The following is a 13,523-nucleotide window of genomic DNA, read 5'->3' on the forward strand; positions in this document are numbered from 1 at the left end:
GGATCATCTCGTAGCCGTGCATCGGCCGGTCGCACGGGGTGCGGCCGGCGGACCACTCGCGTGACGGTCACGAGGTGCCCCCGGCTCCGCGCGCGTCGAGCCTCAATCCGGTCGATCCGTCTCCCAGTTCGACCCACCGCCTGTCGATCCGGGCCCCGTTCTCCTGCGGCCGTACGTAGGGCGTCTGCAGCTCGTCCACCGTGGCCTCCCAGCGGCCCGTCCGCGCCGCCGCCCGTGTGTCGGGGTACGCCTCGCCCGGCCCGCCGCCGAACCAGGCCGCCCGTTCCAGGGCCGCCGGAAGGCCGAAGCGGACGCCGAGCCGGGGCAGGGGCTGTCGCCACTCGCCCTCGGGCGTGACGCTCACCGTCAGCCGGAGCCGCGTCCCGTCCGACGTCCACCGGTACGCGGTCATGAGGCCCAGGTCCCGGGCCGCCGGCGCGACCCGGGTCCGTACCGTCAGCGTCTCCCCGTCCGTCTCCACGGCGTCGATCCGATGCCGCATCCGGTGCAGACCGAGCTCACGCCACAGCAGCCCGTAGCGCTCGTCCGGCCGGCATGCCGCGCCGTTGTCGTTGTCCGTCGGCGCCCGCCAGACGTCCAGGCGCAGCCCCTTGAGGGGAATCCCGCCGATGGCCAGCGGCTCGCCCGTACGGGCATCGAAGGAGCCGGGCCGAGGATGATCCGCCCGGCGTCCCCCCACCCCGGTGTCGCGGTCGCCACAACCCCGCCGCCCCGCCGGACTGTTGGACTCTTGTCGGTGCGGTTGGACCGAGAGAGGACAGAGCACCCCGTCCCGCCGGTCTCGCGAACCCGGGCACGCGGCCGGAATCGGACAGCCCCTCCTCGGTCGCCCGGCGGCGAGTCGTCTCGTGCGTGACCGCCGGATGGAGCGTGCGCTCCGGTACGAGGAGGGGCGGCCCGACTACACCACCGAGCGGCGCTTGTTCCAGACGTCGAAGCCGACCGCCGCGAGCAGGACGAGGCCCTTGATCACCTGCTGGTAGTCCGTGCCGATACCCACCAGCGACATGCCGTTGTTGAGGACGCCCAGCACCAGGCCGCCGATCACGGCGCCCATCACCGTGCCCACTCCGCCGCTCATCGACGCGCCGCCGATGAACGCGGCAGCGATCGCCTCCAGTTCGAAGTTGAGCCCCGCCTGCGGTGTGCCGGCGTTGAGCCGGGCCGCGTACACACAGCCCGCGAGAGCCGCCAGGACACCCATGTTGACGAAGACCAGGAAGGTGACGCGCTTGTCCTTCACACCCGACAGCTTGGCCGCCGCCTTGTTGCCGCCCAGGGCGTACACATGGCGTCCGACGACCGCGTTGCGCATCACGTACCCCAGGCCGATCAGCAGCACGCACATGATCAGCATGACGACCGGCACACCGTGGAAGCTCGCCAGCGTGAGCGTGAAGGCAACGATCGCCGCCGTGATCGCCACGCACTTGAGCGCCCACAGGCCGGCGGGCAGCACGTCGAGCTCGTAGGCCAGCTGGCGCTTGCGGTCGCGCCACTCGCGCAGCAGCAGGAAGACGACCGTGACGAGACCGAGGAACAACGTCGGGTTGTGGTACTGCGTGTACGGGCCCATCTCGGGGATGAAGCCCTTGGCGATGTTCTGGAAGCCGTCGGGGAACGGCGCCAGCGACCGGCCCTCCAGGAAGATCTGGGTGAGACCGCGGAAGAGCAGCATTCCGGCGAGCGTCACGATGAACGAGGGGATGCCGAGATAGGCGATGAAGTACCCCTGCCAGGCGCCGGCGACCGCCCCGACCAGCAGGGACAGCACCAGGGCCAGCACCCAGGGCATGTCGTGCCTGACCATCATGACCGCCGACAGGGCGCCGACGAACGCGGCGAGGGAGCCGACGGACAGATCGATGTGGCCGGCGATGATGACGATCATCATGCCCATGGCCAGGATGAGGATGTAGCTGTTCTGCTGGATCAGGTTGGAGACGTTGTTCGGCAGCAGCAGCGTGCCGTCGGTCCATATCTGGAACAGGACGACGAGGAAGACGAGCGCGACGAGCATCCCGTACTGGCGCATGTTCGCCCGCACGCCCTGGAGGAGCAGGACCCCGGCCGAGGGGCGCACCGGGTGCGCCGCCTTCGTCTCCGGTGCGGAAGGTGTCGTGGTGGTCATGGCGGGGCCTCAGCTTCTGCTCATGGTCATGTGACGCATCAGGGTTTCCTGGGTGGCGTCGGCGCGGGCGACCTCACCGGTCAGCCGGCCCTCCGCCATCGTGTAGATCCGGTCGCACATCCCGAGCAGCTCCGGCAGCTCGGAGGAGATGAAGAGCACCGCTCTTCCCTGTGCGGCGAGCCGGTCGACGACGGTGTAGATCTCGTACTTGGCGCCGACGTCGATACCGCGCGTCGGCTCGTCGAGGATCAGCACCCTCGGGTCGGCGTGGATCCACTTGCTGAGTACGACCTTCTGCTGGTTGCCACCGGAGAGCCGGCCGACCTGCTCGAAGACCGTGGGCGTCTTGATGTTCATGCTCGTGCGGTAGCGCTCGGCGACCTTGCGCTCGTGGAACTCGTCGACGACCCCGCGCCTGCGCATCCCGGGCAGCGAGACGAGCGAGACATTGCGGTGGACGGTGTCGGCCAGATGGAGGCCGTACTGCTTGCGGTCCTCCGTGACGTAGGCCAGTCCGGCCTCGATCGCCTCCGGTACGGTCCGGGTCGCCGTCTCCCGGCCGTCGATCTCCACGGTGCCCGCCATGTACCGCCCGTACGAGCGGCCGAAGACGGACATGGCGAGCTCGGTGCGGCCCGCGCCCATCAGGCCCGCGATGCCGACGATCTCGCCCCGGCGGACGGTCAGCGACACATCGTCGACGACGGTGCGCCGATGGTCCGTCGGGTGGCGTACGGTCCAGCCGCGCACGGCCAGCGCCACTCGGCCTGCGTCCTCGCCGGCATACGGCGTGCGCTCGGGGAACCGGTGGTCGAGGTCGCGGCCGACCATGCCGCGGATGATCCGGTCCTCGGAGAGCTCCGGCTCCGCGTCCGCCGACGGGCGCACGGGAAGCGTCTCGATGGTGCGGCCGTCACGCAGGACCGTGACCTGGTCCGCGATCCGCCGGATCTCGTTCAGCTTGTGGGAGATGATGATGGAGGAGATGCCCTCGCCCCGCAGCTCCAGGATCAGTTCGAGGAGCTTCGCGCTGTCCTCGTCGTTGAGCGCGGCCGTCGGCTCGTCGAGGATGAGCAGCTTCACCTCCTTCGAGAGGGCCTTGGCGATCTCGACCAACTGTTGCTTTCCCACTCCCAGTTCACCCACCGGAGTGTGGGGGTGTTCACGCAGTCCGACCCGCTTCAGGAGCCGGCCGGCGCTGCGCAGGGTGTCGTTCCAGTCGATGACACCGCGCCGGGTCTGCTCGTTCCCGAGGAAGATGTTCTCGGCGATCGACAGGTGGGGGATCAGGGCCAGTTCCTGATGGATGATCACGATGCCGTGGCGTTCACTCGCCCGGATGTCCTTGAAGGCGACCGGCTCGCCCTCGAAGCGGATCTCACCCTCGTAGCTGCCGTGCGGATGGACGCCGCTGAGGACCTTCATCAGCGTGGACTTTCCCGCGCCGTTCTCGCCGCACAGCGCGTGGATCTCACCGGCCCGCACGGTGAGGTTCACCTCGCTGAGCGCGGTGACGCCGGGGAACGACTTGGTGATGGAGCGCATCTCCAGGACGGCGGCGCCGGTCATGAGAGCTGTCCCGCTGTGAAGTACCCCTCGCGGACCAGGAGCGAGGTGTTCGACCTGTCGATGCTGACCGGATCGAGCAGATACGACGGCACGGTCTTCTTGCCGTTGTCGTAGTCCTCGACGTTGTTGACCACGGGCTTCCTCCCGTTCAGCACGGCGTCGCCCATCGCCACCGCCTGGGCGGCGAGCTTGCGGGTGTCCTTGAAGACGGTCTGCGTCTGCTCACCGCGGATGATCGACTTCACCGAGGCCAGTTCGGCGTCCTGCCCGGTGACGACGGGCAGCGGCTGCCCCGCGGTCCCGTAACCGGCGCTCTTGAGGGCGGAGATGATGCCGATGGAGATGCCGTCGTACGGCGAGAGGACGGCGTCGACGCTCTCCTCGCCGTAGTTCTTGCTGATCAGGTCGTCCATCCGCTTCTGCGCGGTACCGCCGTCCCAGCGCAGTGTGGTGGCCTGGTTCATCCTCGTCTGCCCGCTGCGGACGACGAGCTGGCCGCTGTCGAGGTACGGCTGCAGCACCTTCATGGCGCCGCTCCAGAAGTACCGGGTGTTGTTGTCGTCAGGCGAACCCGCGAACAGCTCGATGTCGTACGGCTTGCCGGAGTTCTTCGCCGGTGCGCCGAGCTTCAGTCGCTCGACGATGTAGGTCGCCTCCAGCTCGCCGACCCGCTCGTTGTCGAAGGACGCGTAGTAGTCCACGTTCTCGGTGCCCATGATCAGGCGGTCGTACGAGATCACGGGGATGCCTGCGTCGTGGGCGCGCTGCAGGACCTCGGTGAGCGCGGAGCCGTCGATCGCGGCGATCACCAGGAGCCGCCGGCCCTTGGTGATCATGTTCTCGATCTGGGCTATCTGGTTCTCGACCTTGTCGTCGCCGTACTGCAGATCGGTGTCGTATCCGGCCTTCCGGAACTGCTTCGCCATGTTCTCGCCGTCGGCGATCCAGCGCTCGGAGGCCTTCGTCGGCATCGCGAGGCCGATGGTGCCGCCCTTGCCGGCGTCCGGCTTGTAGCGGCTGCCTCCGCGGGCCTCCTGGCCGCAGGCGGTGAGGCCGCCGGCCAGGAGCACGGAGAGCAGGGCGGCCGCCGTGGCGGTGCGCAGAGTGCGGGTGGGCATGGGTCAGTTCCCTTCGGGGGCGGGGAAGCGGCGGAGGTCGCCGGGCAGCCGGGAGCCGAGCGGCGACATCCCGCCGTCGGCGCCGTGTCGGGCCAGCAGATCGAGGACGAGCCGCCCGCGCCGCACCCGCTCCCGGGCGGTGGCGAGGGCGTGCTCGCGCAGATGGGCTCCGTACGGATAGATGCCGGGGGACCTGCTGAGCCCGAACTTGAGGTAGAGCGGGGCGCCGCGCCGGATCAGCTCGGCCGCCTCGTACATCCGGACGAACCCGCCGAGGTCGTCGGGGGCCTCCACATAGAGGTCCATCGGCGCGCGGCTGACCCGGCGGATCTCGGTGAGGTGGCCGAGGGTGAGATCGGAGGGGACGTTGAGGGAGTCCGCGCCGAGGTGCTCGTACACCGCGTACGAGGCGGGGTTGACGGGGCCGATGAGCGCCGACGCCTTGAACGTGGTGTCGGCGGGCAGGGCGCCGGACTCACGCATCCGGTGCAGGGTCCACAGCACGCCCTCGTCGGCGACGAGCAGGCAGCGCACCCCCGACTCGGTCGCGCGCAGGGCGTCCTCGACGCATCCGGCGAGGGCGTCGTGGCCGCGGGCCCGCAGCCCGCCGCCACCCGAGTCGGTACGGGTGGCGGCACCGATGTCCCAGGTGCCGCGCGGTCCGGTGAACAGACAGAGCTCGACGGAGCGTTCGGCGCAGCTCTCCACCATCTCGGTGATCTCGGAGTCGGTCAGCATCCAGACACCGCTGCCCTGGCTGATCCGGTGCACGGGCAGGTCGAGCCGGGCGCTCTCCTCCAGGACGACGGCGAGCGCCTCCGGGCCCTCGACGGAGGGGATCTCGGTGCGCCAGGTGCCCCCGTCGGGGAAGGCGTGGGGGGAGGCGTCGGCGGGTTCCAGCGGCGGCACTGGATGGCCGATCCGCGCGAGCGCGTCGACGCCGGGGCGCCGGGGTGGGGAGTCAGCGGTCACGATCATCCTTTGTTCGGTATGTCGGACGAGGTTCGGTTCGGTGGGTGCACGGCGGGACGGGGTGTCAGGAGCCGCGTCCCGCCGTACGGCCGGCGCGTGCCGCCGACGGCCTGGCCGGGCCGCGGCGCTCAGGGGCGCAGCAGCACCTTTCCGGTCTTCGCGTCGCCGCCGCCGACCAGCGCGACGGCCTCGGCGAAACGCTCCAGCGGGAACTCGTGGCTGATCAGCGGTGCGGGGTCGAGCAGCCCCAGGCCGAAGGCGCGCACGGCGTCGGCCCAGGCGGCCGACGGCGCGCCGAAGACGCTGCGGATCTCCAGCTGGCTGACCGACAGATGCACCGGGTCGATGCCGGTGGCGCCCGCGGCGAACATGCCGGTCAGGATCGCCCGGCCGCCCCGGCGGGCCAGGAGACAGGAGGAGGCCGCCGTGGAGGGCGCTCCGGCGGTCTCCACCACCAGGTCGAAGCGGCCGGCCGAGCCTGCCTCGGCCTCCTCGGGGCTCAAGGCCTCGCTCGCCCCGTGCCGCAGTGCCTGCTTCCCCCGCGCCGCACGCGGATCGACCACGACCAGCTCGGCGGGCGAGGACGCGGCGAGCAGCTGGACGGCGAGCAGCCCGAGCGTTCCGGCGCCGACGACGGCGACGCGCTCACCGGGGCGCGGGCGCCCCACCCGTACCGCGGCGGCGATCGCGGCCGCCGGCTCGATGAGCGCGGCGGCGCGCAGGTCGGCTTCGGGGGGCAGCAGGTGCAACAGCCGTGCGGGCACGACCAGATGGTCCGCGAAGGCGCCCGGCTCCGTGAAGCCGGTCTCCGCGTACCCCGCCGTGCACAGGCTGGTCTCCCCGCACCGGCACCGCTCGCAGGTCCCGCAGGCGCGGAAGCCCTCGGCGACGCAGCCCCGCCCCATGAGCGCGGGATCGACGCCTGCCCCGACGGCCTCCACCGTGCCCGCCCACTCGTGCCCCGGGGTGACCGGGTAGCGGACGTAGCCGGGCGCGCGGTGCCCGTCGTACACCTCGCGGTCGCTCATGCAGATCCCGGCGGCGGCGACCCGCACCCGTACCTCACCAGGGCCGGGCTCGGGTATCTCCCGCTCCACGAGCCGGTGTTCACCGGGCGCCTCGACCACGACCGCCCGGCTGACCCCGGGGCCCTGCGGCCCGCTCACTTCGGATCCCTCCGCTCCCAGCCCTCGGCCCACAGGTCGAACCGGGCCCGCTGCTGGGGGAACTCGGCCGCGGCGTCCACATCCAGCTCGACGCCGAGGCCCGGCGCATGCGACACCTCGAAGCAGCCCGTCTCCGGATCGACCTGAGGCGCCCCGCGCACGACCTTCTTGATCTCGGCGTCCGCGAAGTCGTTGAAGTGCTCCAGGATCTTGAAGTTCGGTGTGCAGGCAGCCAGTTGCAGCGAGGCCGCGGTGAGCACCGAACCGCCGACGTTGTGCGGCGCCACGAGCATGTAGTGGGTCTCCGCGGTGGCGGCGAGCTTGCGGGTCTCCAGGATGCCGCCGATGTGCCCCAGGTCCGGCTGGATGATGTCGACCGCCTGCGACTCGAAGAGCTCCCGGAACTCGATCCGGTCGTGGATGCGCTCGCCGGTCGCGATCGGCAGGTCCACCTTGGCGGCGACCTTCTCCAGCGCCTTCAGGTTCTCCGGCGGTACCGGCTCCTCCAGCCAGGCCGGCCGGAACGGCGCCAGCTCGCGCGCCAGTCGCACCGCCGTGGCGGGCGAGAACCGCCCGTGCATCTCCAGCATCAGCTCGGTGTCTGGCCCGATCGCGTCCCGTACCGCCTCGATCAGCGACACCGCGTACCGCGACTGCTCGGCGTCCAGCTCGAGGTGGCCGGTTCCGAACGGGTCGATCTTCAGCGCCCGGTAGCCACGAGCCACGACCTCCTGGGCCGCCTTGTGGTACGCCTCCGGGGTGCGCTCGGTGGTGTACCAGCCGTTGGCGTACGCCTTGACCCGGTCCGTCACCTTGCCGCCGAGCAGCTGCCAGACGGGGACCCCGAGCGCCTTGCCCTTGATGTCCCAACAGGCCATCTCCACCACGGCGATGCCGGACATGACGATCTCGCCGGCCCGCCCGAAGTCGCCGTACTTCATCCGACGGACGAGATCCTCGACCGCGAACGGGTCGGATCCCGCGATGTGGTTGGCCTCGGCCTCGCGCAAGTAGCCGACGAGCGCGTCGGTATGGCCCAGCATCCGGGTCTCGCCGACCCCGGTCAGACCCTCGTCGGTGTGCACCTGGACGTAGGTGAGATTGCGCCAGGGTGTTCCGACGACATGAGTGGTGATTCCCGTGATGCGCACGGTGCTGACTCCCGGAGTCGTTCGATATTTCGTCACACGTTCGAAATGGTGGCGTGACCGTAATTGCGGCCCGCCATGGTGTCAATGGCCCGCACAACCATTGCCCGATCAACAGCCCCACCGTTAGCCTGCGTTCGCCATACCGATCGATGGTCGGAGTATCGAACAAGAGGGGTGGGTGATGGTCATGGGACGCCTCGTTCCCGCGGTGACCAGAGCATTCGACATTCTGGAGCTGTTCCTGCAGGGCGACGGAACGCTCTCCGCCCCCGAGATCACCCGTCGGCTCCAACTCCCGCGCACCACCACGCACGAGCTGCTCTCCACCCTCACCGCCCGCTCCTACCTGGTGCCCATCCCGGAGCAGCCCGGCCGCTACCGCCTCGGCGTGCGCACCTACCAGCTCGGCAGCCGCTACGCCGAGCAGCTCGACCTCGCCGCCGAAGGGCAGAACGTGGCCCGCGAGGTCGCCGAGACCTGCGACGAGACCGTCCATGTCGCCATCCTGGAGGACACGGACGTCATCTACATCGCCAAGGTCGACTCCACGCACGCCGTCCGCATGGTCTCGGCCGCGGGCCGCCGCCTGCCCGCCCACTGCACCGCCGTCGGCAAGATGCTGCTCGCCGCCCTCCCCGAGAACGAGCTCGACGCCCGCATCGAGGGCCGCGAACTGGTCGGCATGACCCCCGACAGCATCACCGAGCCGGACGCCCTGCGGGCGGCGCTCGCCGAGATCCGCGCCCGCGGGACCGCGAGCGAGCACCGCGAGTCCAACCCCGACGTCAGCTGCGTCGCCGCACCCGTGCGCGACCGTGCCGGCCGGGTCGTGGCCGCCCTGTCCATCTCCGCCCCCATGATCCGCTGGAGCGAGGAGCGCGAGGGCGAACTGGCCGAACTCGCCGCCAAGGGCGCGGACGACCTCTCCCTGCGCCTCGGGCACCGGGGCGGACGGTGACCGTCGAGACTGCGGTACGCGAGGACGCGGAGCTCGGCGAGGGGCCCACCTGGGACGCCGTCGGCCGGCGGCTGCTCTGGGTCGACATCCTCGGCCGCCGCGTCCACACCTACGAGCCCGCGAGCGGCCGCCGCTCCGTCCTGGCCGTCGACCAGCACATCGGCGCGGTGAAACCACGGGCCGACGGCGGCCTCGTCGCCAACCTCAGGGACGGCATCGGCCTCTACACCGCGGACGGTGTCTTCTCCTGGCTGCGGCACGACCCGGTCCCGGGACGGCGCGGCAACGACGCGGCCGTCGCCCCCGACGGCAGCCTGTGGGCCGGCACCATGCGCTACGACCAGGAGACCGGCGGCGGCAACCTCGTCCGGATCGCTCCCGGCGGCGCCGCGACCACCCTCCTCGACAAGGTCACCGTCAGCAACGGCGTCGGCTGGAGCCCCGACCACACCCTCACGTACTACATCGACACCCCCACGCGTCGCGTGGACGTGCTGCGCGTCGAGGACGGACACGTGGTCGAGCGCCGGGAGTTCGCGACCGTCGAGGAGGGCGCCGGCTTCCCCGACGGACTCGCCGTGGACGCCGAAGGCTGCGTCTGGGTCGCGCTCTGGGACGGCGGAGCCCTGCGCCGCTACACCCCGCGCGGCACGCTCGACCGGATCCTCCCGCTGCCCGTGGCCCGCCCGACCGCCTGTGCGTTCGGCGGCCCCGGACTGCGCGATCTGTACGTCACCACGGCACGCACCGGCCTCCGGGACCCCGAACCGGCCGCGGGCTCGCTGCTCGTCCTGCCCGGCATCGGCGAAGGGCTGCCCGGCACCCCGTTCGCCGGCTGACCGGCAGCCGGCCGGCACCGGACGGCGCCGGGTGCCGCCGGGAACGACGAGCGGGGAGGGAGAGGCACCCGCCGGAGCGCCCCTCCCCATGTCCATGCGCCGGGGGAGGCGGTGCGTCAGCGTCGGTTACGCGGCGCACCGCCTCCGGTCAGCAGATCCGGCCGGCGCCGGCGCGGTGGTCGACCAGCCCCGGCAGCGCCTGCGGCGCGTCGACCCGCCCGCGGAGCACCGGTGTCCAGCCGGCTCCGGCGCGAAGGATCTCGCCCGGGAACTCCGCGTTGTGGACCGCGAGCAGATCGACGGGCCTGCCGTTGACGAGGTTGCCCGCCGTCGTGACCGGGGCGTCCTTCCACTTCTTCAGGATCGTCCCCACGCCGACTCCCGCCGGGACCGTGAACGCGTTCTTCTCGGCGACGAGTCGGGACTCCTGGCCGATGCCGAGGCTGTAGGCGTATCCGGCGGCCGGCACCACGAAGTGGTTGTTGTACGCGTCGACCTTGCCGAAGCGGACCCGGGGCGCCCGCTCGATCACGTTCCTGAAGAGGTTGTGGTGCAGGGTCACCCGAAGCCTGTCGCGGTCGGTGGCGCCCGCGCTGTCGCTGTTGCCGATCATCAGCGTCTTGTCGTGGTCGGCGAAGACGTTCCACGACGCGGTCACCAGATCCGCGCCCCGCACGATGTCCAGCTCGCCGTCGTGCTGCTGGTAGACCTCGCCGTAGTACCTCGGCAGCGAACCGTCCGGGTGAGCGCCGTCGGTGAACGTGTTGTGGTCGATCCAGACGTGAGTGGAGCCGTGGACGACCATGCTGTCGTACTCGGAGTTCCACGCGCCGGTCGCACCGTCGGTGGGGTCCCACTGCGGGAAGCAGTCGAGCGGGCTCTCCAGGGTCAGGTTCCGGATCACGACGTTGTCGACGCCCTGGATCTGCAGGCTGCCGCCGACGATCCCGGCCTTCCCGACGACCCCCACGATGGTTGTGTTCGCGGGCACGTACGCCTTGATCGCCTTGCCCTGACCGGTCGCGGAGACCGCCCGCAGATCCTCCTGAGGACCGCTCACCGGATTCTCGTAGCCCCAGACCGCCGGGTCGTAGTCCGCGAGATAGCGGTCGAAGTCGTACCCCGCGGCCTCGAAGGCCGAGCATCCCGCCGCCGTCGCGTTCAGCGTCCCGACGATCTTCACGATCCTGGGCGCGGTCCCCGGCACGGCGAGCGCGGTCCGGAACTGCTCCCAGGTGCCGACCGTGAAGACCCGCGAGGCGTCGGCCGCCGCGCCGCCGCTCGTCCCCGCGCCCTCCGACGCCCAGCCGTCCCCGGCAGGCAGGGTCTGGCGGGCGGGATCGCCCGCGGCCTGCGCGACGCCGGGGGGACCGGTGACGCCCAGGACGAGCGCGGTCGCACCCACCAGCCAGAGGCTCTTGTGTCGTCTCACGTTCGGCTCTCCTCGGAATCGGGCCAGGTGACCCACTCGGTGGGGATCTCTTCGTCGATGCGGCGCGTGTCGCGTGGGGCGAGCACCCGGGTGCGCAGCAGCTCGGCCGTGACCAGCCGGGCCACGGCGATGGCCCCGGGCGGGTTGAAATGGGTGTTGTCCTGCTCGGCCGGCGTCCAGTTGAAGTACGTCTTGGTCGTCTCCGGGCCGAGCTTGTGCCACAGCGCCAGGGACAGCTCCTGGATGTCGAGGAGGTCGACCCCCTCGTCCCGGGCGACCTCCCGCATCGCGGCCGGGTAGTCCCCGAGCGTCCGCAGCGCCGTGCCGTAGGCGTCGAACCTGCGCCGCTCCACGGAGGTGGCGAGCACGGGCCGCGCACCACGCTTCCGCGCCTCGGAGACGTACCGGCGCAGGTTGTCCTGGTAGGTGCTCCAGGGCTCGGTGTAGCGGGTGGGATCGGTGTCCTTCTGGTCGTTGTGGGCGAACTGGACCAGGAGGAGGTCGCCGGGCCGGATCACCTCGAGGATCGAGTCCAGCCGGCCCTCGTCGACGAAGCTCTTCGTGCTGCGGCCGTTGACGGCATGGTTGGCGACCGTCACGCCCTCGTGCAAGAAGAAGGGGAGGGCCATGCCCCAGCCGGTCTCGGGGGCGGCGTCGGCGAACTTCCGGGCGGCGGTGGAGTCACCGGCGATGAACAGGGTGCGCATCCGGGACCGTCCTCGGAAAGGGGTGGCGTGGGCGGCGGGGGCCGGGACCGGGGCGAGCGCGAGGCCCGCCCCGGCCGTGAGGATCCGCCGACGGGCGACGGTCACTTGTTCTGCGACTTCCACTCGGCCTGCGCCGTGTTCAGCTGCTCGGCCAATCCGTCCAGGAACTCCTTGGCGGAGGCCTTTCCGAGCAGGACCTTCTGGAAGCCGGGCTCGTTGTCGGCCTTGGAGATGGTGTTCCAGTCGGGCAGGTAGTACGGCAGCTGGATGATCGTCGCCTTGCCGCTGAACAGCACCTCGGCGGCCAGCTTCGTCGGCTCGGCCTTCTGGATCCAGGGGTCCTCGGCGGCGTCGGTGTTTGCGGGGATCGCGCCGGCCGACTCGTTCCACTTGCTGTTGGAGGCATGCGAGGCGGCGAACTCGATGAACTTCCAGGCCGCTGCCTTGTTCTTGCTCGACGAGAACAGGCCCAGACCGTCGACCGGGTTGGACACCATGACCCGGGCACCGCCGTCGGTCGTCGGGTTCGGGATGCCCCGGAACTTCTCGGTGCCCAGCGCCTTCACATGGTCCTGGTAGGAGCCCAGGTTGTGGTTGAGCATCCCGATCTCGCCGCTGTCCCACTGGGCGACCATCTTGGTGAAGTCGTTGTTGACGTCCGCCGCCGGGGTGTTCTTCTTGAACAGCCCCACGTACTTCTCCAGGGCCGCCACGTTCTTCGGGTCGTTGACGGTGGTCCTGTCGCCGTCCCAGAAGCCGGTGATCCCGCTCTGGCCGTACATGGCGTCCAGCGCCTGGGCTATCGAGCCGGCGCCGCCGCGGATGGTGTAGCCGAACCTGTTCTCGTCCTTGGCGGTCAGCTTGTCGGCCGCCGCGTAGAACTTCGACCAGGTGTCGGGCTCCTCGAGACCGGCGGCCTCGAACAGGTCGGTGCGGTAGTAGAGGACACCGTTGCTCGCCGATGTCGGGACCGTGAAGAGCTTGTCCTGACCGCCCGCGGACTTCACGCTGTCGACCATGCCCGCGTTGAGCTTGCCGTCGAGCGAGCTGGACGCGATCCGCGCGTCGAGCGGCTCCAGCGCGTTCTGCGCGGCGATCCCGGCGAGCATCGCCGCGCCGACACCACCCACGTCCGGCAGGCCGCCGCCCTGGATGGCGGTGTCGTACTTCGACTGGACCTCCTTGGAGGCGATCCCGACGTACTCGACGTCGATGTCGGGGTTCGCCTTCTCGAAGTCCGCGATGATCTCCTTCCAGACATCGGTGCGGACGCCGCCGTTGTTGTCCCAGAAGGTGATCTTTCCCTTGCCCGATCCCTCGGTGCCCTTGTCGCCGGCCGCGCCGCTGCCGCCGTCGCCGCAGGCGGCGGCGGTGAGGGCGAGGACGGTCGACAGGGCCAGGGCACAGGCGGCTCTGCGCCGCCCGCCGCGGAAGATGGTCATCGTCGGCTCTCTTCTCT

Annotated in this window: 11 protein-coding genes and 1 pseudogene; 2 read left to right on the forward strand and 10 right to left on the reverse strand. The window is 70.7% G+C overall.

Annotated features, from left to right (window positions below; translation table 11 throughout):
- Positions 1 to 94: 94 nt before the first annotated feature.
- From ACFQ7Q_RS26960 to ACFQ7Q_RS26990, 7 genes and pseudogenes are all read right to left on the reverse strand, one after another.
- Positions 95 to 738, reverse strand: a pseudogene (locus ACFQ7Q_RS26960) (beta-galactosidase); the annotation flags it as partial.
- 184 nt (positions 739 to 922) lie between these two features.
- Complete coding sequence (mmsB, locus tag ACFQ7Q_RS26965; protein ID WP_383559517.1) at positions 923 to 2,152, reverse strand: multiple monosaccharide ABC transporter permease; 1,230 nt, start codon at positions 2,150 to 2,152, stop codon at positions 923 to 925.
- A gap of 9 nt (positions 2,153 to 2,161) precedes the next feature.
- Positions 2,162 to 3,721 (reverse strand): multiple monosaccharide ABC transporter ATP-binding protein, encoded by a 1,560-nt coding sequence (gene mmsA / locus ACFQ7Q_RS26970; protein ID WP_383559519.1) that lies wholly within the window; start codon positions 3,719 to 3,721, stop codon positions 2,162 to 2,164.
- The gene (gene chvE, locus ACFQ7Q_RS26975; RefSeq protein WP_383559521.1) at positions 3,718 to 4,839 is read right to left on the reverse strand and encodes a multiple monosaccharide ABC transporter substrate-binding protein; all 1,122 of its coding nucleotides are present in this window, start codon (positions 4,837 to 4,839) and stop codon (positions 3,718 to 3,720) included. The genes mmsA and chvE overlap by 4 nt, the downstream gene beginning before the upstream one ends.
- Positions 4,840 to 4,842: 3 nt before the next feature.
- Entirely contained in the window at positions 4,843 to 5,811 is a 969-nt protein-coding gene (locus ACFQ7Q_RS26980) for a hypothetical protein (protein WP_383559523.1), read from the reverse strand.
- Positions 5,812 to 5,939: 128 nt separating this feature from the next.
- Positions 5,940 to 6,977 carry a zinc-binding dehydrogenase gene (locus ACFQ7Q_RS26985; RefSeq protein ID WP_383559524.1) on the reverse strand — a complete coding sequence of 346 codons (1,038 nt, stop codon included), beginning with the start codon at positions 6,975 to 6,977 and terminating at the stop codon, positions 5,940 to 5,942.
- The gene (locus tag ACFQ7Q_RS26990) at positions 6,974 to 8,128 is read right to left on the reverse strand and encodes a mandelate racemase/muconate lactonizing enzyme family protein (RefSeq protein WP_383559525.1); all 1,155 of its coding nucleotides are present in this window, start codon (positions 8,126 to 8,128) and stop codon (positions 6,974 to 6,976) included. Before ACFQ7Q_RS26990 ends, ACFQ7Q_RS26985 begins: the two co-directional genes overlap by 4 nt.
- A gap of 187 nt (positions 8,129 to 8,315) precedes the next feature.
- Here ACFQ7Q_RS26990 and ACFQ7Q_RS26995 point away from each other — a divergent pair, with 187 nt between their 5' ends.
- Both ACFQ7Q_RS26995 and ACFQ7Q_RS27000 read left to right on the forward strand, forming a co-directional pair.
- The gene (locus ACFQ7Q_RS26995; RefSeq protein WP_383559526.1) at positions 8,316 to 9,086 is read left to right on the forward strand and encodes an IclR family transcriptional regulator; all 771 of its coding nucleotides are present in this window, start codon (positions 8,316 to 8,318) and stop codon (positions 9,084 to 9,086) included.
- Positions 9,083 to 9,925, forward strand: coding sequence for an SMP-30/gluconolactonase/LRE family protein (locus tag ACFQ7Q_RS27000; RefSeq protein WP_383559529.1), 843 nt, complete (start codon positions 9,083 to 9,085; stop codon positions 9,923 to 9,925). The genes ACFQ7Q_RS26995 and ACFQ7Q_RS27000 overlap by 4 nt, the downstream gene beginning before the upstream one ends.
- A gap of 148 nt (positions 9,926 to 10,073) precedes the next feature.
- Here the strand turns inward: ACFQ7Q_RS27000 and ACFQ7Q_RS27005 are convergent, their stop codons facing one another.
- The 3 genes from ACFQ7Q_RS27005 to ACFQ7Q_RS27015 are packed head-to-tail and all read right to left on the reverse strand — an operon-like array spanning position 10,074 to position 13,506.
- Entirely contained in the window at positions 10,074 to 11,357 is a 1,284-nt protein-coding gene (locus ACFQ7Q_RS27005) for a polysaccharide lyase family 1 protein (protein WP_383559531.1), read from the reverse strand.
- On the reverse strand, positions 11,354 to 12,169 hold the full coding sequence (locus tag ACFQ7Q_RS27010) for a rhamnogalacturonan acetylesterase (protein WP_383559532.1): 816 nt from the start codon (positions 12,167 to 12,169) through the stop codon (positions 11,354 to 11,356). The genes ACFQ7Q_RS27005 and ACFQ7Q_RS27010 overlap by 4 nt, the downstream gene beginning before the upstream one ends.
- Positions 12,166 to 13,506: an ABC transporter substrate-binding protein gene (locus tag ACFQ7Q_RS27015; protein WP_383559533.1), complete on the reverse strand. Its 1,341-nt coding sequence runs from the start codon at positions 13,504 to 13,506 to the stop codon at positions 12,166 to 12,168. The genes ACFQ7Q_RS27010 and ACFQ7Q_RS27015 overlap by 4 nt, the downstream gene beginning before the upstream one ends.
- Between the last annotated feature and the right edge of the window lie 17 nt (positions 13,507 to 13,523).

Origin of the sequence: Streptomyces sp. NPDC056527 (assembly GCF_042794475.1) — a bacterium.
Classification (GTDB): domain Bacteria; phylum Actinomycetota; class Actinomycetes; order Streptomycetales; family Streptomycetaceae; genus Streptomyces.

Coding starts and splice junctions, on each gene's coding strand:
- mmsB (WP_383559517.1), bottom strand. CDS start 2,152: ATGACCACCACGACACCTTCCGCACCGGAGACGAAGGCGGCGCACCCG.
- mmsA (WP_383559519.1), bottom strand. CDS start 3,721: ATGACCGGCGCCGCCGTCCTGGAGATGCGCTCCATCACCAAGTCGTTC.
- chvE (WP_383559521.1), bottom strand. CDS start 4,839: ATGCCCACCCGCACTCTGCGCACCGCCACGGCGGCCGCCCTGCTCTCC.
- ACFQ7Q_RS26995 (WP_383559526.1), top strand. CDS start 8,316: ATGGGACGCCTCGTTCCCGCGGTGACCAGAGCATTCGACATTCTGGAG.
- ACFQ7Q_RS27015 (WP_383559533.1), bottom strand. CDS start 13,506: ATGACCATCTTCCGCGGCGGGCGGCGCAGAGCCGCCTGTGCCCTGGCC.